This is a genomic window from Streptomyces sp. NPDC048424 (assembly GCF_040651555.1).
Classification (GTDB): domain Bacteria; phylum Actinomycetota; class Actinomycetes; order Streptomycetales; family Streptomycetaceae; genus Streptomyces.
The window spans coordinates 211,417-230,916 of sequence record NZ_JBEZKE010000006.1 but is presented as its reverse complement, the minus strand read 5'-3'; the positions used below and the strand labels follow the sequence as shown (position 1 = coordinate 230,916).

Here is a 19,500-nt window from a genome sequence, read left to right as displayed (position 1 = left end):
GTCACGAGGAGGGGCGCACGTCCGGGTAGAGGCCCAGGTACCGGTACGCGCCGGATTCGGCCCGGTAGAGGTGGGCGGTGCGGCCCCGGGTCAGCACGTGCGTGTTGGAATCGAAGGCCAGCGGCTTGGCCAGGCCTTCGTGGGCCGTCCGGAAGATCCGGCGGGCCAGGCCGGCACGGTCCCGCCCCTCCTCCTCCAGACCGGTCAGGGCCGCGGCCAGCAGGCCCACGGCGTCGTACGCCTCGGTGGCCCATCGGGCGGGCGGCTCCCCGTGCGCCGCGCGATGGGCCCCGACGAACCCGGCGGCGGCGGGGACGGCCGGCGGGTCGGTGAAGAGGGCGCTGAACGCCCAGCCCTCGGCGGCCGGCCCGGCGTCGGTGAGGAAGGCCGGTTCCATGACGTGCTGGAGGGCGACGCGCGGGCCCGGGAAGCCGGCATCGGCGAGGGCCCGGGCCAGCCGGGCCGCGCGCTGCGGTGAGGTGCCGGCGTAGACGACGGCCTCGGCCCGGGCCTCGGTCAGGGCGCGTACCACGCCCGCGAAGTCGGAGCCGCCGACCGGGATCCGGTGGACGCTGAGCGTGCCCATCGAGGGCGGGCTCTGCTGCAGGCTGCGGATGAGCGGCCAGGTGGGTTCGCCGCCTTCGACGTCCTCGACCAGGCCCGTGCGCCGGACGGGCTTCACCCGGCTGAGGTAGTCGATCACCGGGAGGGCGAAGTGGTCACCGGCCGGACGGGTGGCGCACACCGTGCGCCATTCCGGCTGGGCCAGGGCGGTCTCGGGGCTGTCGACCGACACCAGCACCAGGGCGACATCGGCCGTGCCGCACGCCGGGGCCAGCACGGGCACGGCCGCTTCCCAGGTGGGGCCGGTGAGCGCGACCACCGCGGGGTCGGCGACCAGATCCTTGACCACCTGCGCGGCGCGCGCCGGGTCACCACCGTCGTCGGCGACGCGCAGGGCCAGCAGGAACGCGGCGTCCTTGCGGCTGTTGTGCTGCTCCACGGCCAGTCTCATGCCGCGCTCGTGGGCCTGCCCGGTCGCCTTCCCGGGCCCGGTCAGGTCGGCCTGCAGGGCGAGGGTGAGTGTGGCCAGGTCGCGGGCCGGCGGCGGTGTCTTGCCGCGGGCCCGCCCGCGGGTGGCGAACCAGGCGGTCGGCGCGCCGACGGCGGCGAGGCCCGCGCCGGCCGTGAGCAGCCGCCTGCGCGTGAGGCCCCGTACCGGCGTCTGCGGCGCGTCGATCCGGGTCGGTTCCGGGGCGGGCAGTTCCAGGGCCCTGGTGGAGCGTTCGGCGATGAGCCGGGGCAGTGGGGGCGGCAGCCAGTCCTCGGCGCCCGCGCCGGACGGGTCGTCGTCGCCGAGCGCGGCGCCCAGCTGGGCGGGGGTCGGCCGGGCGGCCGGGTCCTTCGCCAGGCAGGCCAGCACCGGGTCGAGCAACTCCGGGGGAAGACCGGTGAGTTCGGGCTCGTCGTGGACCGTGCGGTAGACCACCGCGGCCGCGTGCCCGCCGCCGAACGGGCCGTGACCGGTCGCCGCGTACGCCAGGACGCAGCCGAGGGAGAACACATCGCTCGCGGCGCCCGCCGCAGGTCCGCCCGCGCGGGCCTGTTCGGGGGCCAGGTATCCGGGCGTGCCGATGACGGCGTCCACGGCCGTCAGCGTGGCCGCCCCTTCGGCGCGCGCGATCCCGAAGTCGATCAGCCGGGGCCCGTCCGGGGCGAGGAGGATGTTGCCCGGTTTGACGTCACGGTGGACCAGCCCGGCGGCGTGCACCTGCGCGAGGGCTTCGGCGAGCCGCGCGCCGAGGATCCGTACGGCACGGGCGGGCAGGGGGCCGTACCCTCCCACCGCCTCGGACAGGGCGGGCCCGGGCACGAACGGCGTGGCCAGCCACGGCTCGCGCGCCTCCGGGTCGGCGGCGACCACCGGGACCACCCAGCGCCCGGTCAGCTGCCCGGCGGCCTCCACCTCGCGCCGGAAGCGGATGCGGAAGTCCGGGTTCGAGGCGTGGTCGGCGCGGATGACCTTGACCGCCACGAGGGTGCCCGCCGCCGAGCGGGCGAGGTACACCGTGCCCATGCCGCCCGAACCGAGGCGTCCCAGCAGCCGGTTGCCGCCGATCGCGGCCGGATCGGCCGGGGTGAGGGGGCGCATCCCCGGTCATCCCGCCGGGGACGCGGTGGGCGCGGGCTCGTTGGCCGGGCCCACGTAGCGGATGCTGCCGCCCTCCACCCTGTGCTGGAAGTAGATGTTGCCCTTGACCTGCCGGCGGTCGTCGAAGGTGTACTCCTTGGTCAGGCCGCGGAAGGTGCCCCGGGTGAGCGCGGTCAGCAGGTCGGCGCGGTTCGGGCGACTGCCGCCCGCCGCGGCGGTGACCAGCCGGTCGATGACCAGACGGGTCGCGTCGAAGGCCTCCGCGGTCCAGATCGCGGGGGCCGATCCGTACGCCGCCCGGTGCGCGCGGGCCACTTCCGTGACCTCGGGGGCTTCGGGGCCCGTGTACGGCGTGAAGAACTGCCAGCCCTCGGCGGCCGGGCCGGCGGCGGCGAGGAACTCCGGGCCGGCGATGGTGTAGTCGGCCGCCCTGGGCCCCTCGAAGCCGGCGGCCGCCAGCAGTCCGGCCGCCTTGGCCCCGCCGGCCGGGGTGCCCGTGTAGAAGAAGCCGTCGACGCCGTGCGCGAGCAGGTCGGCGACCACCGGGGCCAGGTCCTGGGTGCCGCGCGGGACGACGCGCACGTAGAAAGTGGCCTCGGGCACGAAGAAGGCGATGGTGCGGCCCACCAGCAGGGCCGCCTGCCAGGTGTCGGTGTCGCCGTCGCGGTCGCTGAGGATGCCCATCCGCCGGACGCCCTGTTTTCCGGCCAGTTGGAGGTTGACCACGGCGGCCTGGGCCGAGGAGATCGGGCAGCTCTGGAAGAAGCTGCGCCGGTCGGTGACGCTGAAGGTGGTCGCCAGGGCCGACACGGTGACCAGCGGTACGGAGTTCTCTCCGTAGAGTTCGAGGCACGGGATCACGGACGCGTTGCCGGTGGGGCCGATCACCGCGAACAGGTCGCGGTCGGCCATGAGTTCACCGGCCGCGGCCGGTGAGCGGTCGGCCCGTCCGGCGTCGTCCGCGGTGGCGACGGCGAGGGTGAAGGGCTTGTCCTTACGTGAGTTGAAGGCGTCGACGGCCAGCCGCACCCCCCGTTCCTGGGCCTGACCCGCGGCCTTCTGGGGGCCGGAGAGGTCGGCGTGCACGCCGATCACCCAGCGCCGGGGGGCGGGCGCGGCCGCGTTGCGGTCCTTGTCGTCCTCGCGCAGCGCCAGCCACGCGGCCAGGCCGCCGCCGGCCGCGAGCACGGCTCCGCCGGAGGCGAGGGCGAGGAAACGCCTGCGGGAGGGCGCGGCCGCGCCGGGCTTCGGGGCGGCGTCCGGGTCGGCGACGGTCTCCTCGATGCCGGGCAGGGCGAGCAGCGCGGCGGCGCGCTCGGCGATGGTGGCGACGACCGGGTCGGGCAGCCAGTCGGTGCCCTCCCCCGGTGTGTCCTCGGTCAGCGCCTCGTCCAGCTCGTTCGCGGTGGGGCGGATGTCGGGGTGCTTGGCGAGGCAGGTCCGCAGCAGGGCGGCGAGTTCGGGGTCGGCGAGGATCTCCGGGCCGAACTCGGGCTCGTCGTGGACGGTCCGGTAGAGCACCGCGTCCACGGTCCCCGTGCCGAAGGGAAGGCGGCCGGTGGCGGCGTACGCGAGGAGGCAGCCGAGCGAGAAGACGTCGCCGGCCGGTTCGGCGGGGCGGCCCTCGGCCTGCTCGGGCGGGAGGAAGCCGGGGGTGCCGAGGACGGCGTCGGCGGAGGTCAGGGCGGTGTGTTCGCCGCCGCGCGCGATCCCGAAGTCGATCAGCCGGGGCCGGTCCATGCCGAGCAGCACGTTGCCGGGTTTGACGTCGCGGTGTACGAGGCCCTGCGCGTGCATCACCCCGAGGGCCTTGGCCAGGGCCTTGCCGAGGATCCGTACGGCGCGCAGCGGGAGCGGGCCGTGGGCGGTGACCGCCTCGGCCAGGGAGGGGCCGGCGACGAAGGCGGTGGCCAGCCACGGCTCGGGCGCGTCCGGGTCGGCGCCGGTGATCCGGACGGCCCACGGGCTGTCCACCTCGGCGGCGATTGCGGCCTCGCGGCGGAAACGGGCCCGGAAGTCCGCCTCGTCGGCGTACTCGGCGCGGATCACCTTGACGGCGGCGAGCGCGCCGTCGTCGGTGCGGCCGAGGTAGACCACGCCCATGCCGCCGGCGCCGAGCCGGCCGAGGAGGCGGTACCCGGCGATCCGGGAGGGGTCCGGGGCAAGGAGCGGCTCCATCAGCCCGTCTCCTTTCCGAGCTCCTGCTTGGCCTGCAGCATCATCCGGCTGGTGGCCTGGGCGGCGAGCCCGTTCATGGCCTCCTCGGTGAAGCCCGTGGCGCCCTTGCCCGCGATGGCCACGGTGACCGGGCCGAACTGGGCCTGGGACCAGGTGTAGCGGTAGGGCCCGCCGTCCTGCGCGCTGACGTACTCGCCGGTCTCGGTGAAGGCGTCCTCGGTCCAGCCGTTCGCCTGCTCGCCGAGGTAGAAGGAGCCGCCCCACAGGTTCTTGAGCTCCTCGCCCTCCCGCAGCTTCTGGCCGGGGCAGCGCAGCACCTCTTCCATGGCGCGGGCGGTCTCCCAGCCGGATTCCTCGCGGTTGTGGTGGACGGTGACCGTGGCGTTCAGCCGTACGCGGCCACGGCCGTTCTTGGCCGGGATGTGGAAGTAGCGGGTGCTCGTGGCGAGTACGTCGGCCGGCAGGCCCGCGGTCTGCCAGACGCAGTCCTCGTCGAGGACGGGCCAGCGGCCGGGATCGCTCTCGAACGGGGTGCTGCGCACGACTTCGGGGCCGAAGGCCGCCTCGGTGATGACGATCCGGCCGAGCAGGGCGCGAGCCTCGGCGACCGTCTTCGGCTGCTTGGACTCGTCCAGCGGGGGCACGAGGGGGTTGGCCGGGCTGCCGGCCGGGGCGGCCGGCGTGCTCGCCCCGGAGCCGCCCGGGGCCGGGCCGCCCGTGGCGGGCGACGCGGCCGGGGTGCGGCCCGCGGAGTCACCTGTCGCCGCACCGCCCTTCGCCGTGCCGCCGGCCGTACACCCGGCGAGTAGGAACAAGCCCGCTGCCGCGCACCCGTAGGCGCGCAGCGCGGAGCGCCGTCTGCGTGTCACTGGTCCCCCCACGGCAGGGATCGTACCCCGCTGCGGGGGCGCGCAACTGGCCTACGGAAAAGCGGTGTTGAGGGCGTTCGCGCCCGGTCGGCTCAGCGGGAGCCGAGGGTCCAGGCGGATTCGTGGCGGGTGAAGCCGATGTGCGGGTAGTAGTCGACCGCCGCCGGGGCGGAGAGCAGGACCACCTTCGCCCGGGGCGCCGCCTCCTGCGTGACCCGGATGAGGTCGCGGCCCACGCCCTTGCCCTGGTGGGCCACGTCGACGGCCAGGTCGCTGAGGTAGGTCGAGTACACGCCGTCGGTGAGGGAGCGGGCGATGCCGATGAGAGCGCCGTCGTCCGCGCGGGCGACGACGACGAGGTTGGCGCCGGCCAGCATCCGGGCGAACCGCTCCACATCGGCGACGGGGCGGCGCTCGGCGAGGGTGGAGGCCCGGTAGAGGCCGATGACCTCCTCGACGTCCAGCTCGGCGCCGACGACACGTTCACAGGTCCACATACCGCTGCCACTCCCCGCATGTAATAGGCACTATTCCATATCGATTATTACATGACGGGGATGGCGGAACACAAACCGGTGGACCGGTATGTGAGGTGCGGGAGGTGGGCAGGCTGCAGGGGCATCCGTCCACGGAAGGAGCCCTGTGCTCACTCACGTTCTCGCCTGGTTCCGACGGCTCCTGCGACGATTCACCGGCGCCACGGCCCGTGGCACCGGCCTGGCGAGCGGCGGGACCCCGCTCTTCACCGCGGACTTCGGGTCGGCCGCCCAGTGGGTCGCCGGCCGCTCCTGGGCGTATCCGGACGGCGGCCCCACCAACCCCGGTGACAACAAGCTCGACCACCTGGTGGAGGACCCGTCCTACAGCCGCACCGGCACCTTCCGGGCCGTCCGCCGCCCGGACGGCAACTGGAACGCGGGCCTGCTGACCACCGAGGGCAGCGACGAGGGGTTCACGGTGCGGACCGGGGACGTACTGGAGTCACGGGTGCGGCTGCCCGCCGAGGCCGGGGCCTGGCCGGCGATCTGGACCTGGCGGGACGGCGGCAACGAGGTCGACGTCTTCGAGTACCACCCGGACAACCCCGACCTGCTGGAGCTCTCCAACCACGTCAAGGGCGGCTCCCGCTACCACCGGGACCCGTCGGTCGGCCCCGGCGGCTGGGTGGACCTGAAGGTCGAGTTCGGGGCGCGCTCGGTCGTGTGGTGGGTCAACGGCACGCGGGCATACGCCGACCGGCGCGGGGTGGGGCGCAACTGGAGGGCGTACCTCATCGTCAACCTCTCCGTCTGCGCCGGGCGCTACCACCCGGCGCCCGACGAGGACGTCTCCGAGATGTCGTACGAGGTCGCGTACCTGCGCGTCCACCGCCCCTAGGCGGAGGCGGAGGCGGCGCAGCTCTCGTGGCCCCAGCGGCTCCCGTTCTTGGCGATCATGTCACCGACGGCGTAGGGCTTCCCGCAGGGGCAGCTGCCGGGGAACTTCGCCTTGATGGGCCGAGACGCACGGCCGGATGCGGCGCCTTCGGCCGGCCGCTTCCGCGCCGTGCCCGTCTTCTGGCGCGCGGGCGCGGCCGGGGCCGGGACCGGCAGGTCCGCGTGTCCGAGGGCGGTGCCGGCGGCCTCCTGTGTGCGGGCCGCGTCGCTGGCGGCCTGGTCGGCGATCGCGTTCAGCAGGTCGCCGTCCTCGCGGTGCGCCGGAACGTAGACGAAGGTCACGTCACGGTCGGCGAGCAGCAGGTCGATCTCTTCGACGAGTCCGCGGTTGGCGACCGGCTGGCCGGAGGAGGTCTTCCACCCGTTGCGCTTCCAGCCCGGGAGCCACTGCGTCACGGCCTTCATCGCGTACTGGGAGTCCATCCGCACCTCGACGGCCGTCCCGGGGGCGACCGCCTCGAGCAGCCGCTGGAGGGCGGTCAGCTCGCCGATGTTGTTGGTGGCCCGGCCGAGCGGCCCGGCCTCCCAACGCTCGGGGCGTCCCTGGGAGTCGGCGATGACCCAGCCCCAGCCGGCCGGCCCGGGATTACCTTTCGCCGCTCCGTCACAGGCGGCAATGATGCGTTCAGACATCCCCCGATCATGCCTCATCCGCCGAGGTGGTGAGCGGTCGGCTCGGGAGCACGTCCTTGGCCGCCAGGCGGGAGCCCGCGTAGCAGAGCCGGTAGACGTCGGCCTGGTCGAGGACGCTGCCGTGCGAGCGGTAGTACGTGCACACGGTGCCGGCGGGCGCGGGCACCGCCTTGACGGCGTCCGGTACGTACCGGAACTCGCGGTCCGGGAGGAGGTGCGCGAGTTCGGCCCGCTCCTGGCCGGGCCGCAGGGCCGCGAAGTCCGCGGGGCGCAGCACGCAGGCGGTCAGCTGGTGGGCCAGGTACGCGGCGGAGCCGAGGAGGAGCAGGCCGAGTGCGGCCGGGGCCGCGATGGCGAAGGCGAACCGGAGCCGGGCGCGGCGCCGGGCGTCGGCGAGCCGGCGCGCCGACTCCGCACCGGCTTCCTCCTCCGGGGGCGCTCCGGCGGCTTCCGGACGCAGGGGGCCCACCTGGTCCGGGAGGGTGGCGCGCACCTCGAAGCCGCCTCCGCGGGGTGCGGCGTGCAGGGTTCCGCCGATCAGCCGGACCCGTTCGCGCAGGCCGGTGAGCCCGCGGTGGTCGGAGGCCCGCGAGGTGTCGGGGGCGTGCGGCGGGGCGAAGTCCGATGAGCCCTTGGGCGGGGCGGAGTTGGCCACCCGCACCTCGGTGCGGGTGCCCTGGTGGGCGATGCGGATCCGGACCTCGGCGCCGGGGGCGTGCTTGATGGCGTTGGTCAGCGACTCCTGGACCACGCGGTACGCCGTGCGGTCGACCAGCGGCGGCAGGACCCCCGTCTCCCCCTCCCGCCGCAGGTCCACCGTGACGCCGGACTCCCTTGCCCGGGCCACGAGTTCCTCCACCGGCTCTACGGACGAGGCCGTCGGATCCCCGTGCGGTCCGTGGCCTCCATGACCGTCGGAGCCGTCGGACGCGTCGGAGCCGTCGCGCACGATGCCGATGGTGTCCCGGAGGTGCCCGACGGCGTCCGCGACGGCCGCGCGCAGCACGGCCAGGTCCGCCCGGTCCTGGCCGGAGAGGGTGGGCGAGAGTTCCAGGGCGCCGGCGCGCAGGGCGATCAGGCTCAGCTCGTGGCCGAGCGAGTCGTGCATGTCGGCGGCGATCCGCGTCCGTTCCCGCAGCCGGGCCTGCTCGGCGACGAACCGCTGCCGCTGTTCGAGGCCGCGCGCCCGCTCCCAGCCCCCGCGCACCAGGGCCAGCCTGGCCTGCCGGTAGCGGCCGGCCAGCCAGGGCAGGAGGAGGGCCGAGGGGATCATGGACACCGCGTAGAACCAGTACACGGGGCCGACGCCCAGGACGGCGCACAGCGCGAGGTCGACGGCCATGCAGGCCCCGAAGAGCAGGAGCGCCGCCCCCGTGCGGGTCGAGCGGACGCCGAGGAGGTACGTCAGCACGGCCAGGGCGGCCAGGTACGGGCTCGCCGTCGCGGTCGGCTCGGCCAGGCCCAGCGCGCACGCCGCGTTGGCGAGGAACACGGCCGCGCCGGGCCGTTTCCGGCTGCCGGGAACCGCCACCGCCAGGATCAACAGGGGCAGGACCAGGCCGAGTACCGGGGAGGCTTCGGCGACGCGCTCCCGGAAGGCGAAGACGCCGGTGCCCGCGAGCGCCGCCCACAGCGCGCCGTCGCGCACGGCCGGTCCGATCCCCCTGAGCACCGGAGCGCTCGGCGTCCTCACGCGTGCCCCCGCCTTCCCTCTCGTGTTCCCCCACCTCACCCGCCGAGGCTAGTCCAGGTCATCCGTCGCGGCGCCGCAGGACCGCCCGGCCGGCCAGATGGGCCGCGGCGGTCCAGGCCGACACGATCAGCAGTCCGACGGCGGTCGGGTACGGGGCGTCGCCGTCGGCGCGCATGAAGTGGGCGCCGGCGCTCTGCGGAAGGTAGTCGTACACCGCCAGGAGGACGGGGCCGCCGAGCGCGGTGCACATGCTCGGGAGCACGGAGATCAGCACGAAGGCGGCCGACAGGGTGCCGGCCGCGGTCCGCAGGGCGAACGACAGCCCCACCGTGAGCACGGCGGTCAGGGCGAAGTAGAGGCCCATCGCCAGGACCTGGGAGGCCGCCTCGGCCGGGACGAAGACGGCGTGCCCGCGGAAGGGTGTCCAGGCCACGGCCATGCCGAGGACGGCGAACAGGGCTCCGGCGGCGAAGGCCGCCGCGGCCGTCACCACCGCCTTGGCCAGCTGCATGCGGTGCCGGACCGGCACCCACTGGAGCGAGGTGCGGACGCTGCCCGTGGAGTACTCGGCGGTGACCGTGCTCATCGCCAGGACGACGATGACGAACTGCCCGAGGGCGACGGAGGAGACCGGGGCGTTGCCGAGCGCCTGGACCGGTCTGTCGTTGATGCGGGCGATCGCACCGTAGTAGAAGGTGAAGACCCCGGTCAGCAGGACGCCGGCGAGCAGGCAGGCGTACGGCGCGCGGACGGACCACAGTTTGGTCCACTCGGCGCCGACCGCGCCGGCGAATCCGCCGCCGGACGGCCCGGTGCGGGTGCTGGCTGATGTGTCTGAGGTGTCTGATGGGGCTGTCATGGCGGACATGGTTTTCACACCTCGGTCGTTGCGGTCGGGGCGGAGCCGTCGGACACGGGCGGCGGCGGGGACGCCGCCGCTCCGTACTCGACGCTGTGCTCGGTCAGTTCCATGTAGGCCTGCTCCAACGAGGCCGGGACACTGTGCAGTTGGTGCAGCGCAACGCCCAGGCGGTGGGCGAGGTCGCCGATCTCTGCCGCGGTCCGGCCCCGGACGACGATCTCGTTCCGCTCGCCGCCCGGTGACTCGACGGTCACCCCTTCGTACGCGCGCAGGCGACCGGCCAGGCCGCTCAGGTCGGCGGGGTCGGCGGTGCGCACCCGCACCGAGGCCGAGGCGCTCGCCGCGAGCAGGTCCGCCATGGGGGTGTCGGCGAGCAGCCGGCCCCGGCCGATGACGACGAGCCGGTCGGCCGTCAGCTGCATCTCGCTCATCAGGTGGCTGGAGAGGAAGACCGTACGGCCCTGGGCGGCCTGCGCGCGGACGAGTTCGCGCACCCAGCGCACACCCTCGGGATCGAGGCCGTTGACCGGTTCGTCGAGGATGAGCACCTGTGGATCGCCGAGCAGGGCGCCCGCGATGCCGAGCCGTTGGTACATGCCGAGCGAGAAGGCGCCGGCGCGCCGGCGGGCCACCTTGGCCAGGCCCACCGTCTCCAGGACCTCGTCGACACGGCGGACGGGGATGCCGTTGCTGCGGGCCTGTGCGATCAGGTGGCTGCGCGCGGAGCGGGCCGGGTGGAGGGCCTTCGCGTCGAGGAGCGCCCCGACCTCGCGGACCGGATGGCGCATCGAGGCGTACGGCCTGCCGTCGATGAGCGCGCGGCCGGCGGTGGGCCGGTCCAGGCCGAGGATCATGCGCATCGTGGTGGATTTCCCGGCGCCGTTGGGGCCGAGGAAGCCGGTGACGCGCCCCTCTTCCACGTCCAGGGTCAGTCCGTCCACGGCGACGGTGTCGCCGTAGCGCTTGGTCAGGCCTCGCAGGGTGATCACGGGTGTCCCTTCGGTGTTCGCGGCAATGCCACGACCGTAGGAAGCAGCCGGTGGGCCGGTCATCAGCCGCGGGGCGGCGATCCGCGCCCCTACTTTCGTCGGGGGTCCCCCACCGAACGGCATCAATTCCGATCTCGAGGATTCTCATTGAATCAGCTGTGTATACGTCATACACTCTCGCTTATGTCATATACAGCAACGGGTCCGGGCGGCTTACCGCTGCGCAGGTTCACCGGAATCGCAGGCGTGGCGTTCACGGTCCTGCAGGTCATCGAGGTGCCGCTCTACTTCGTCCATGACGGGGCACCCCCCGACTCCAACGTGCTGACCCGCATCCTCCTCAGCCTTGTCGTCCTCGTCCTGTTCCTCGGCTTCGTCACCGGGGTTCGCGAGCTGATCCGCCGGGCGGACCCGGCCTGCGGCTGGGTCGCGGACATCGCCCACGGCGCGGCACTGGCCTACATCGCGGTCACCTTCGTCGCACACTCCCTGCAGGCCGGAGAGGTCATCGCCGCCGACGAGCCGGTCGATCCCACCATCACCGCCGAGGGCACCTACCTCCTGTACGGCTCCATCGGTCGCATCCTCACCGCGGTGTTCCTGGTGGCCGCCGGGTATGCCGCGGTTCGCTCGGGACTGCTGTCCCGGTGGGCCGCCCGGTCGGCATACGTCATCGCCCTGATCAATCTCGCGTTCGTCCCGTCGCTGTATTTCGGCAACGACACCGGACGGTTCGTCAGCGCCAACGGCTGGGGCACCACGGCCACCATCGCCGGCCTCTACGCCTACTGGGTCCTCGCGTTCGGCATCGCGCTGCTCCGGCACCACAACACCCGCCGCTATGCTGGGCGACCGGGATCGACCTCGGAGAATCGGCGGTAGAAGTGTCAGCGGACAAGAGCGCGGCGGCTACCTTCCGGCTCCTCTGGGAGACGAAGGACAGCGCTCGGTCCTCTCTCAGCGTCGACGGCATCGTCGAGGCCGCCATCGCGCTGGCCGACGCCGAGGGCCTGGGCGCGGTCTCGATGCAACGGGTCGCCGGCGAACTCGGCTACACCGCGATGGCCCTGTACCGGCACGTCCCCGGGAAGGACCAGCTGGTCGCCCTGATGGCCGACCGCGCACAGGGCGGCCCTCCGGCCGAGTCGGGGAAGGAGTGGCGCACCGAAATCCTGAACTGGGCCGATGCGGCCTGGGACTTCTACCTCGCCCACCCCTGGATGCTGCGCGTGGCCACCACCGGGGCCCCGACCGGTCCGAACGAACTGGCCTGGTTCGAGGCTCTTCTGCGGCCCCTGGCCCGGTCCGGCCTCGCCGCCGAGAACCTGGTCGCCACCGCCATGTTCATCTCCAGCGCCGTCCGCGACCTGGCCCGGATCGCCACCGAGATCGTCCCGTCCGGCCCCGACTACGGGAACCTCCTCGCCCAGGTCGTCCAGCCCGACCAGTTCCCCACCCTCGCGTCCCTGATGGCCTCGGACGCCGTGGAAGACGACGGCGACGTCAGGCCCGCCCTCGACTTCGGCCTCGGTCTCGTCCTCGACGGCCTCAAGACCCACACGTCCTGACGCCGACAAGCCCAGTAGACTGCGCCGGTGGTCCAGGTGCTGGTGGCAGACGACGAGGCGATGGTCCGGGCGGGCGTACGCGCGATCCTGGCGAGGGATCCGGGGATCGAGGTCGTCGCCGAGGCGGCCGACGGGCACGAGGCCGTCGACGCCGTGCGCAGGCTCCGGCCGGCGGTGGCCCTGCTCGACATCCAGATGCCCCGGCTCGACGGGATCTCGGCCGCGGCCCGGATCCACGACGAGCTGCCCGGCACGGCGGTGATCATGCTGACCACCTTCGGCGAGGACGAGTTCATCGGCCGGGCCCTGCGCGAGGGGGCGAGCGGCTTCCTGCTCAAGGCCGACGACCCGCGGGAGTTGCTGACGGGCGTGCACGCGGTGGCCGCGGGCGGCGCGTACCTCTCGCCGAAGGTCGCGGCCCGGGTCATCGCGGGGCTGCGCACCGGGCGGATGGCGGGCGGAGCGCCGCCGCGGGCCGCCCTGGACCGGCTGACGGAACGGGAGAACGAGGTCCTGGCCCTGCTCGGCACCGGGCTGTCCAACGCCGAGATCGCCGCGCGCCTGCATCTGGTCGAGGGCACGGTGAAGGCCCACGTCAGCGTGATCCTCGGCAAACTCGGCGTACGGAACCGGGTGGAGGCGGCGATCGCCGCCCACGAGGCGGGCCTGGCCGCACGCCCCCGCCACTAGTTCACCGGCTCAGGAGCCGGGCCCGGACTCCGAGAGGAGCTGGCACTTGTCGAAGTTCATGCAGCCGCAGGCGAGGCAGTCGGCGACCGCGTCGCGCAGGAGCTGGGTCTGCCGGATGAACCGGTCCAGTTCGGGGAGTTTGCTCTCGGCGAGCGCGCGCCACTGCCGGGTCGCGCCGCGGTCGGTGTCGGTGTCCAGCAGGGCGCGGATCTCGGCCAGGGTGAACCCGGCCCGCTGGGCCATCTTGATCAGCGCGATCCGCCGTACGGTGCCGGCCGGATAGACGCGCCGGCCCGCGGCCCGTTCGGCGGACGGCAGCAGACCGACGCTCTCGTAGTAGCGCAGGCCCGACGGTCTCATCCCGACCTGCCGGGCGAGCTCCCCGATACCGAGCTTTCGCACCTGCCATTCCCCCTTGACCTCAAGTGCGCTTGAACCAGGAGTCTGACCGGGTGACTGCTCCACAGACAACTCGCCTGCTGCCGCAGGCCTACCGGCCGCTCTTCGCCCATGCCGGGTTCCGGCGGCTCCTGCCCGCTCTGGCGGCTTCCGATCTCGGTGACGGGATGAGCGTGGTGGCGGTGGCCTGGCTGGCCATCGAGATCGCGCCTCCGGGACGGTCCGGGATGCTCCTGGGAGCCGCGCTCGCCGCGTACGCCCTCCCCGGGGCAGCCGGTGCGCTGCTGTTCGGGCGGTGGCTGCGGCGCCTGCCCGCCGCACGGCTGCTGGCGGCCGACAGCCGGATCCGTGCGGTGCTCCTCGGGTGCGTGCCGCTGGCCTGGGTCTTGGACGCGCTGCACCCCGCGCTGTACGTGGCCCTGCTCGCGGGCTCGTCCGTCCTGCACGCCTGGGGCAACGCGGGGAAGTACTCGCTGCTCGCCGGGCTGCTGCCGGCGGAGCACCGGCTGGCCGCCAACGCGCTGGTGAGTTCCAGCACCTCGGCCTCGATCGTCATCGGCCCCGCCCTCGCCGGCTTCCTCGCGGCGGCGGTCAGCCCGGCCTGGCTGATCGGTCTCGACGCGCTGTCCTTCGCCGTGCTCGCCGTCCAGGTGGGCCGGGTGCGGGTGCCGTCCGGCGAGACCGGGCAGGCCGACCAGGCGGCCGCACCCGTCGACGCCGACCGGTCGGCCGCGGGCCTGCACTTGTTGCGCAAGCAGCCCGAACTCCTCGGTGTCCTCGCCCTGACCTGGTTCTTCAACTTCCTCTACGGGCCGGCGGAGGTCGCGCTGCCCCTGCACGTCACCGACGACCTGCACGCGGGGGCGGGTCTCCTCGGGCTGTACTGGGCGCTGTTCGGGGCGGGCGCCGTGCTGGGCGGCCTGGCGGCGGGGGCCCTGCGCAGGTTCCCGCTCTGGCCGGTCACCCTGACCATCGTCGCCGGCTGGGGGCTGGCTCTGGTGCCCTTCGGCCTCGGCGCGCCCGCGGCCGTCACGCTCGCCTGCTTCACGCTCGGCGGGTTGATCTACGGACCGTTCACGGCGCTGTCCTACACCCTGTTCCAGGACCGCACGCCGGCCGCCTGGCTGACCACGGTCCTGGCCGCCCGCAGCGCCGCCCTCCTCACCGCCGGGCCGGTGGGCACCGCGCTCGGCGGACCCCTCATCGCGCTGATGGGGCCCCGGGGGGTGCTGGCGGCGTCGGGGGTCGCGACCGTCGTACTCGCCCTCGTCGCCGCCGTGATGCGGGCCCGGACCGCTCGGCGGGCAGCGTCCCGCCTCGCCTGAGCCGGTCCGGACCCGTCAGGACCCGCTCGGCGGGGTGACGACGGCGGATCTGATCGCGTCGGCCAGCACCCGGGCCGCGGTGTCCTCCGCGCCGGCCACGAGGCGGGTCCGGGTGAGGCAGAAGGCGAGGCCCCGCCCGCGGTCGGCGAAGGCGATGCTGCCGCCGCTGCCGTGGTGTCCGAAGGCCCTGCGGTCGCCGGCCATCGCGGGCAGGCCGAGGAAGTAGCCGAGCCCCTTGGCGTACCTGCCGAGGAGCATCAGGTCCTTGCCCTCGACGGCCACGCCGGCGGCCAGTGCCGTTCGTTCCGGGGACATCAGCCGTACGCCGTCGACCTCGCCCGACAGCGCGGCGTACAGCCGGGCGGCGGCCCGCGCGGTCGTGGTGCCGCACGCGGGCAGGTCGGCGAGCAGGTACGCCCGGCGGTTGGCGAGCTCGGCGACGGTCCACACGGCGCGGTTCGGGACCACGTACCGGCGGAACGGCGCGGAGGGCGGAAGGCTCTCCAGCCAGGCCGCCCAGTTGCCCTCCACGAGCGGCGCCGTACGGACGAGTTCGCTCTCGGGCAGGCCGAAGAAGAGCTCGTCGGCCACGCCCAGCGGCTCGGTCACGTAGGTGCGCAGGGCCTCGGCGGGGGTGAGCCCGGTGATCCGGCGCACGGTCTCGCCCAGGATCCAGCCGAAGGTCCAGCCGTGGTACCCGCTCGCGGAGCCCGGCTCCCACATCGGCTCCTGTGCCGCGACGACCGCGCACATGGTGTCCCAGTCGCACAGCTCCTCGGGCGTGAGGGCGGCGGGGAGCTGCGGCACGCCGATGGTGTGCGTCAGGGCGTGGCGTACGGTGGCCCGCTCCTTGCCGTGCGCCCCGAACTCGGGCCAGTAGTGGGCGATGGGGGTGTCGTACGCGATCAGCCCGCGCTCGGCGAGCACGTGCACCAGGGTCGCGGTGAAGCCCTTGCCCGTCGAGAAGCTGTGGATCAGCGTGTCGGATCCGAGCCGGCGGCCACCGGGGTGGTCGGCCCAGCCCGCGTGTGCGTCGACGATCGGCTCGCCGTCGAGGTAGGCCGCCACCTGGAGGCCGCTCTCCCGGCCGGACTCCACCAGCTCTTCGAGCATCCCGGCGACCCGCGCCTGGACGTCCGCGCTCACCCTGCGATTCACCCGTGCATCATGCACCAGGGCCGTGCGGCAGTCGCCGCACGGCCCTGGTGTCGCATGTCGGACGTTTCGGCACGTCGGTGATCACATCAGTGACGACCTCGGCGACGAAACGGTTCTCCGGCGGTCCGAGACTAGGCGGGGGTGATGTTCTCCGCCTGCGGGCCCTTCTGGCCCTGCGTGATGTCGAACGTCACGGCCTGGCCCTCCTGGAGCTCACGGTAGCCGGACGCGTTGATCGCCGAGTAGTGGGCGAAGACGTCCGGGCCGCCACCGTCCTGGGCGATGAAGCCGAAGCCCTTCTCAGAGTTGAACCACTTCACGGTTCCCGTAGCCATGTTCATGCCTTCCCGTTGACGTAACGCCTTCCACACGGCGTGGAAGGCGGAGGTGATCGCCCTGGTCCTACGGCACAACACAGCAAAACTGCCCACACCGAAAGGCACGGGCAAGGCACTTGGAACCACGACAGCTACCCGTGAAGGTACACGCCTGCACGCACGGTCACCAGGGGGAATGATCTCGCCTTAACGACGGGATTCGGCCGGTGCGCGGACCGTACGGGCCCGGCCGTCCCGAAATGTGGCGAGTGGGACCCCCGGAATGCCGTAGGGTGAGGTCTACCGACGCGGGGTGGAGCAGCTCGGTAGCTCGCTGGGCTCATAACCCAGAGGTCGCAGGTTCAAATCCTGTCCCCGCTACTGCTCACGAGGCCCGGATCCTGACGGATCCGGGCCTCGCGTCATTTCCCCCGTACGGTCCCGGGCGGGGGCGCGGGCCGGGGGCGGCCCGCCCGCCGGGAACCGGGCCGACGACCATGTGACGCCACTCACACGACGATCTGTCATCCGGTGTCAACCGGATGCGGGACGGCAGGCGTATGCCCCCTGAGAGGTGCACATGGATTCGGGAGCGATTTTTTGACCGTCGAGGAGTTCGAGGAGTTCTACGCGCAAGCGGCGGGACGGCTCACAGGACAGCTGTACGTGATGCTCGGTGACCATCACGAGGCGCAGGACGTGGTGCAGGAGGCCTTCGTCAGGGGCTGGGGGCGGCGACGCCAACTGGACCGGGACGGCAGGCCGGAAGCCTGGATCCGTACGGTCGCCTGGCGGCTCGCGGTCAGCCGCTGGCGGGGACGGCGGCGGACCGCCGACGCCTGGCGGCGCACGGCCCCCGCGTCCCACGTGGAGGGGCCCGGTCCGGAGGCGGTCGCCCTCGTGGAGGCACTGCGGCAGCTGCCCCCGAAGCAGCGCCGGACGATGGCGCTGCACTACCTGTGCGATCTGACCGTCGAGCAGATCGCCGCCGAGACCTCCCTGTCCGCGAGCACGGTCAAGACCCATCTGTCCCGGGGCCGGGCCGCGCTCTCCTGCCATCTGCAGGATCCCCGCATTGAGGAGGCTCCCGATGCCTGAGTCCCACGACCCGTTGCGGTCCCTGTTCCGGGAAGCCGCCTGCGAGGGCGCGTCCCGCTCCGCGCTCCCGCCCGTCGCCGTCATCGAGCTGCGCGGGGAACGGGCCCGGCGGCGCCGGATCGCCGGCCTCGCCGTCGCCTGTTGCCTCGTCCTCGCCGGATCCGGCGCGGCCGTCGCCGCGTTCCTGCCGGACAGCCCGGGCCCGGTCCTCCCGGCGAGCACCCCCTCTCCCCTGGCCCCCTCCTCCGGGCCGACCCCCACGCCGTCCACCTCGTCGTCCGCCACACCGACGACCCTTCCGTCCTCCACGCCGACCTCCAGCCCGACCCCGCCCCGCCATACGACGGCGCCGCCCGGCACTCCCACCGGGACGACGTACCCGGGCGCGTCCGCGACTTCCTCGCGGCAGCCCGGGTAACCCCCACCCGCGCCACTCCCCCATCACCGCCCGAGGACCCCGGCCTTGAAACCCAGGCCGGTGGTTCCGCATGCCCTCACAGGGTCAGGAGATCCCGTATGTCCGTTTCCGCCCCGCATCGGCCGGCCGCGGTCGCCGACGCGCGCACCACCGGGCCGCGCGTCCCCGACGAGGACCGCACGGGCGGCACCGACCGCACCGGACACACCGGCCACGCGCGGCGCCGTCGCCGGACGCTGCGCCGTCTCGGCCCGGACGACCGCGAGGTGCTGTGGCTCTACCTGCTGACCCGCGTCGGCATCTGGACCGTCGCGGGGGTCGTCGGCTGGCTGTTCCCCGCCGACGGCGACGCCCGCCGGCCCGCCTCTCCGCTCGCGCCCTGGCAGCAGTGGGACTGGACGCACTTCATGCACATAGCCAGGGACGGCTACTTCCCCGACCACGCCGGGCCCTGGACGGCCGGCTGGGACAACCGTGAGGCCTTCTTCCCCGGCTTCCCCCTCACCCTGCGCGCCGTCCACACCGTCGTCCCCGACTGGGCCGCGGCGGGAGCGCTGATCTCGTTCCTCGCGGGCGGCGTCGCCGTCCTGGCGCTCGCCCGCATCGCCCGCCTGCGGCTGCCCGTCCAGGACGCGGGCCGGCGTACGGTCCTCTTCCTCCTGATGTCGCCGTGCGCCGTGTTCCTCGCCGCCGGCTACACCGAGGCGCTCTTCCTCGCCCTGGCCCTGCCCGCCTGGCTGGCGGCTCAGCGGCAGCACTGGCCGACGGCCGCGGTCCTGGCCTGCCTGGCCTGTTCGGTGCGCGTCACGGGGCTGTTCCTGGTGGCCGCGCTCGTCCTGCACTTCGTACTGACCGCCCGGGGCCGCTCGGCCTGGCGCGCGGCGCCCTGGCTGTTGCTGCCCGCCCTCGCACCGGCGTCGTACTCCTGGTACCTGCAGACGCACACCGGGGACTGGATGGCCTGGAAGCACGCTCAGGAACGCGGCTGGTACCGGGACTTCCACGCACCGTGGGAAGCCTGGAGCAACACCTGGGAGGCCGCCTTCCACCACACCCAGCCCACCGGATACGCGCTGATGTGGCAGGCCGAACTCCTGGCCATGGTGGTCGGTGTCGTCCTGATCGCCGTGCTGGTACGGGGCCGCCGCTGGCCCGAGGCGCTGTACATGGCCCTCACCCTGTGGGCCCTGGGCACCTCCTACTGGTACACCTCGATCCCCCGTTCCACACTGCTGTGGTGGCCGCTGTGGACCGCCCTGGCCGCCTGGAGCCTGCGCCGGCCACGGGTGAAGTCCGCCTACCTGTACGTCGTCGGCCCGCTCGGCGCCACCGTCGCCCTGACCTTCCTCACCGGCCGCTGGGCCGGCTGAGGACGCGGTCGACCCTCTCGTCCCCGTGCCCTGCGGCGAACGGCCCCCCGCCCGGTCCGCGGGCGCGCATACTCGGTGCATGGCCGACACCACCACAGTCGAGGTCGACACCGATGTGCACGACCGGCTCGCCGTGCTCGCCGCGGACCGCGGACTGAGCCTGCGGGCGTACCTCGCCGAACTCACCGCCGCCCAGGAGAACGCGGCCGCGCTCGCCCGCGCCGCGCTCGCCTTCGAGAAGGCGCTCGAACGGCCCGGTTTTCGCGAGGGGTTCGCCCGTGACTTCGGCGGCCTCGCGGCCCGCCGCCCGTCCGACCCCCGCAACCGGCCGTAGCCCCACAAGGG

At 73.7% G+C, this 19,500-nt stretch carries 20 protein-coding genes and 1 tRNA gene; 10 read left to right on the top strand and 11 right to left on the bottom strand.

Annotated elements, in window-relative coordinates; all coding sequences use genetic code 11:
- Position 1: 1 nt before the first annotated feature.
- From AB0D29_RS11515 to AB0D29_RS11500, 4 genes are all read right to left on the bottom strand, one after another.
- Positions 2 to 2,152, bottom strand: a complete 2,151-nt coding sequence (locus tag AB0D29_RS11515; RefSeq protein ID WP_362853441.1) for a bifunctional serine/threonine-protein kinase/ABC transporter substrate-binding protein — start codon at positions 2,150 to 2,152, stop codon at positions 2 to 4.
- Between the two features lie 6 nt (positions 2,153 to 2,158).
- A complete protein-coding gene (locus tag AB0D29_RS11510; protein WP_362853440.1) occupies positions 2,159 to 4,330 on the bottom strand; it encodes a bifunctional serine/threonine-protein kinase/ABC transporter substrate-binding protein in 2,172 nt (723 codons plus the stop codon).
- Positions 4,330 to 5,199: a hypothetical protein gene (locus tag AB0D29_RS11505; protein WP_362853438.1), complete on the bottom strand. Its 870-nt coding sequence runs from the start codon at positions 5,197 to 5,199 to the stop codon at positions 4,330 to 4,332. The genes AB0D29_RS11510 and AB0D29_RS11505 overlap by 1 nt, the downstream gene beginning before the upstream one ends.
- 92 nt (positions 5,200 to 5,291) lie before the next feature.
- Entirely contained in the window at positions 5,292 to 5,696 is a 405-nt protein-coding gene (locus tag AB0D29_RS11500) for a GNAT family N-acetyltransferase (protein ID WP_362853437.1), read from the bottom strand.
- A gap of 181 nt (positions 5,697 to 5,877) precedes the next feature.
- Here AB0D29_RS11500 and AB0D29_RS11495 point away from each other — a divergent pair, with 181 nt between their 5' ends.
- Positions 5,878 to 6,576 (top strand): beta-glucanase, encoded by a 699-nt coding sequence (locus AB0D29_RS11495; RefSeq protein ID WP_362853615.1) that lies wholly within the window; start codon positions 5,878 to 5,880, stop codon positions 6,574 to 6,576.
- On the opposite strand, the gene AB0D29_RS11490 is transcribed toward AB0D29_RS11495, so the two are convergent.
- Genes AB0D29_RS11490 through AB0D29_RS11475 form a run of 4 tightly spaced genes read right to left on the bottom strand, consistent with a single transcriptional unit; the run spans position 6,573 to position 10,812 of the window.
- Entirely contained in the window at positions 6,573 to 7,268 is a 696-nt protein-coding gene (locus AB0D29_RS11490; RefSeq protein WP_362853435.1) for a ribonuclease H, read from the bottom strand. The two genes, AB0D29_RS11495 and AB0D29_RS11490, sit on opposite strands and share 4 nt — an antisense overlap.
- A gap of 7 nt (positions 7,269 to 7,275) precedes the next feature.
- Positions 7,276 to 8,961, bottom strand: coding sequence for a histidine kinase (locus AB0D29_RS11485; protein ID WP_362853433.1), 1,686 nt, complete (start codon positions 8,959 to 8,961; stop codon positions 7,276 to 7,278).
- Between the two features lie 58 nt (positions 8,962 to 9,019).
- On the bottom strand, positions 9,020 to 9,820 hold the full coding sequence (locus AB0D29_RS11480) for an ABC transporter permease (protein WP_362853431.1): 801 nt from the start codon (positions 9,818 to 9,820) through the stop codon (positions 9,020 to 9,022).
- A gap of 14 nt (positions 9,821 to 9,834) precedes the next feature.
- Positions 9,835 to 10,812 carry an ABC transporter ATP-binding protein gene (locus AB0D29_RS11475; RefSeq protein ID WP_362853429.1) on the bottom strand — a complete coding sequence of 326 codons (978 nt, stop codon included), beginning with the start codon at positions 10,810 to 10,812 and terminating at the stop codon, positions 9,835 to 9,837.
- A 183-nt stretch (positions 10,813 to 10,995) separates the two neighbouring features.
- On the opposite strand from AB0D29_RS11475, the gene AB0D29_RS11470 reads away from it, so the two are divergent.
- Genes AB0D29_RS11470 through AB0D29_RS11460 form a run of 3 tightly spaced genes read left to right on the top strand, consistent with a single transcriptional unit; the run spans position 10,996 to position 13,070 of the window.
- Complete coding sequence (locus AB0D29_RS11470) at positions 10,996 to 11,694, top strand: hypothetical protein (protein ID WP_362853428.1); 699 nt, start codon at positions 10,996 to 10,998, stop codon at positions 11,692 to 11,694.
- A 2-nt stretch (positions 11,695 to 11,696) separates the two neighbouring features.
- Positions 11,697 to 12,380 (top strand): TetR/AcrR family transcriptional regulator, encoded by a 684-nt coding sequence (locus AB0D29_RS11465; RefSeq protein WP_362853426.1) that lies wholly within the window; start codon positions 11,697 to 11,699, stop codon positions 12,378 to 12,380.
- A 36-nt stretch (positions 12,381 to 12,416) separates the two neighbouring features.
- Positions 12,417 to 13,070 carry a response regulator transcription factor gene (locus tag AB0D29_RS11460; RefSeq protein WP_362853613.1) on the top strand — a complete coding sequence of 218 codons (654 nt, stop codon included), beginning with the start codon at positions 12,417 to 12,419 and terminating at the stop codon, positions 13,068 to 13,070.
- A gap of 9 nt (positions 13,071 to 13,079) precedes the next feature.
- Here the strand turns inward: AB0D29_RS11460 and AB0D29_RS11455 are convergent, their stop codons facing one another.
- The gene (locus tag AB0D29_RS11455; RefSeq protein ID WP_362853425.1) at positions 13,080 to 13,472 is read right to left on the bottom strand and encodes a MerR family transcriptional regulator; all 393 of its coding nucleotides are present in this window, start codon (positions 13,470 to 13,472) and stop codon (positions 13,080 to 13,082) included.
- Positions 13,473 to 13,522: 50 nt separating this feature from the next.
- Between AB0D29_RS11455 and AB0D29_RS11450 the strand changes: the two genes are divergently transcribed.
- On the top strand, positions 13,523 to 14,794 hold the full coding sequence (locus AB0D29_RS11450; RefSeq protein WP_362853423.1) for an MFS transporter: 1,272 nt from the start codon (positions 13,523 to 13,525) through the stop codon (positions 14,792 to 14,794).
- 15 nt (positions 14,795 to 14,809) lie between these two features.
- Here AB0D29_RS11450 and AB0D29_RS11445 read toward each other — a convergent pair whose 3' ends face one another.
- Together AB0D29_RS11445 and AB0D29_RS11440 are read right to left on the bottom strand one after the other, a co-directional pair.
- Positions 14,810 to 15,952: a serine hydrolase domain-containing protein gene (locus AB0D29_RS11445; protein WP_362853421.1), complete on the bottom strand. Its 1,143-nt coding sequence runs from the start codon at positions 15,950 to 15,952 to the stop codon at positions 14,810 to 14,812.
- Between the two features lie 131 nt (positions 15,953 to 16,083).
- Positions 16,084 to 16,287, bottom strand: coding sequence for a cold-shock protein (locus AB0D29_RS11440; RefSeq protein WP_030384970.1), 204 nt, complete (start codon positions 16,285 to 16,287; stop codon positions 16,084 to 16,086).
- 289 nt (positions 16,288 to 16,576) lie between these two features.
- Here AB0D29_RS11440 and AB0D29_RS11435 point away from each other — a divergent pair.
- From AB0D29_RS11435 to AB0D29_RS11415, 5 genes are all read left to right on the top strand, one after another.
- Positions 16,577 to 16,650, top strand: a tRNA-Met gene (locus AB0D29_RS11435).
- Positions 16,651 to 16,869: 219 nt separating this feature from the next.
- Positions 16,870 to 17,367, top strand: coding sequence for a SigE family RNA polymerase sigma factor (locus AB0D29_RS11430; protein ID WP_362853419.1), 498 nt, complete (start codon positions 16,870 to 16,872; stop codon positions 17,365 to 17,367).
- Positions 17,360 to 17,785 (top strand): hypothetical protein, encoded by a 426-nt coding sequence (locus tag AB0D29_RS11425; protein ID WP_362853418.1) that lies wholly within the window; start codon positions 17,360 to 17,362, stop codon positions 17,783 to 17,785. Before AB0D29_RS11430 ends, AB0D29_RS11425 begins: the two co-directional genes overlap by 8 nt.
- 98 nt (positions 17,786 to 17,883) lie before the next feature.
- Positions 17,884 to 19,155, top strand: a complete 1,272-nt coding sequence (locus AB0D29_RS11420) for a mannosyltransferase family protein (RefSeq protein WP_362853416.1) — start codon at positions 17,884 to 17,886, stop codon at positions 19,153 to 19,155.
- A gap of 79 nt (positions 19,156 to 19,234) precedes the next feature.
- Positions 19,235 to 19,489 carry an antitoxin MazE7 gene (locus AB0D29_RS11415; protein ID WP_362853415.1) on the top strand — a complete coding sequence of 85 codons (255 nt, stop codon included), beginning with the start codon at positions 19,235 to 19,237 and terminating at the stop codon, positions 19,487 to 19,489.
- Positions 19,490 to 19,500: the final 11 nt, after the last annotated feature.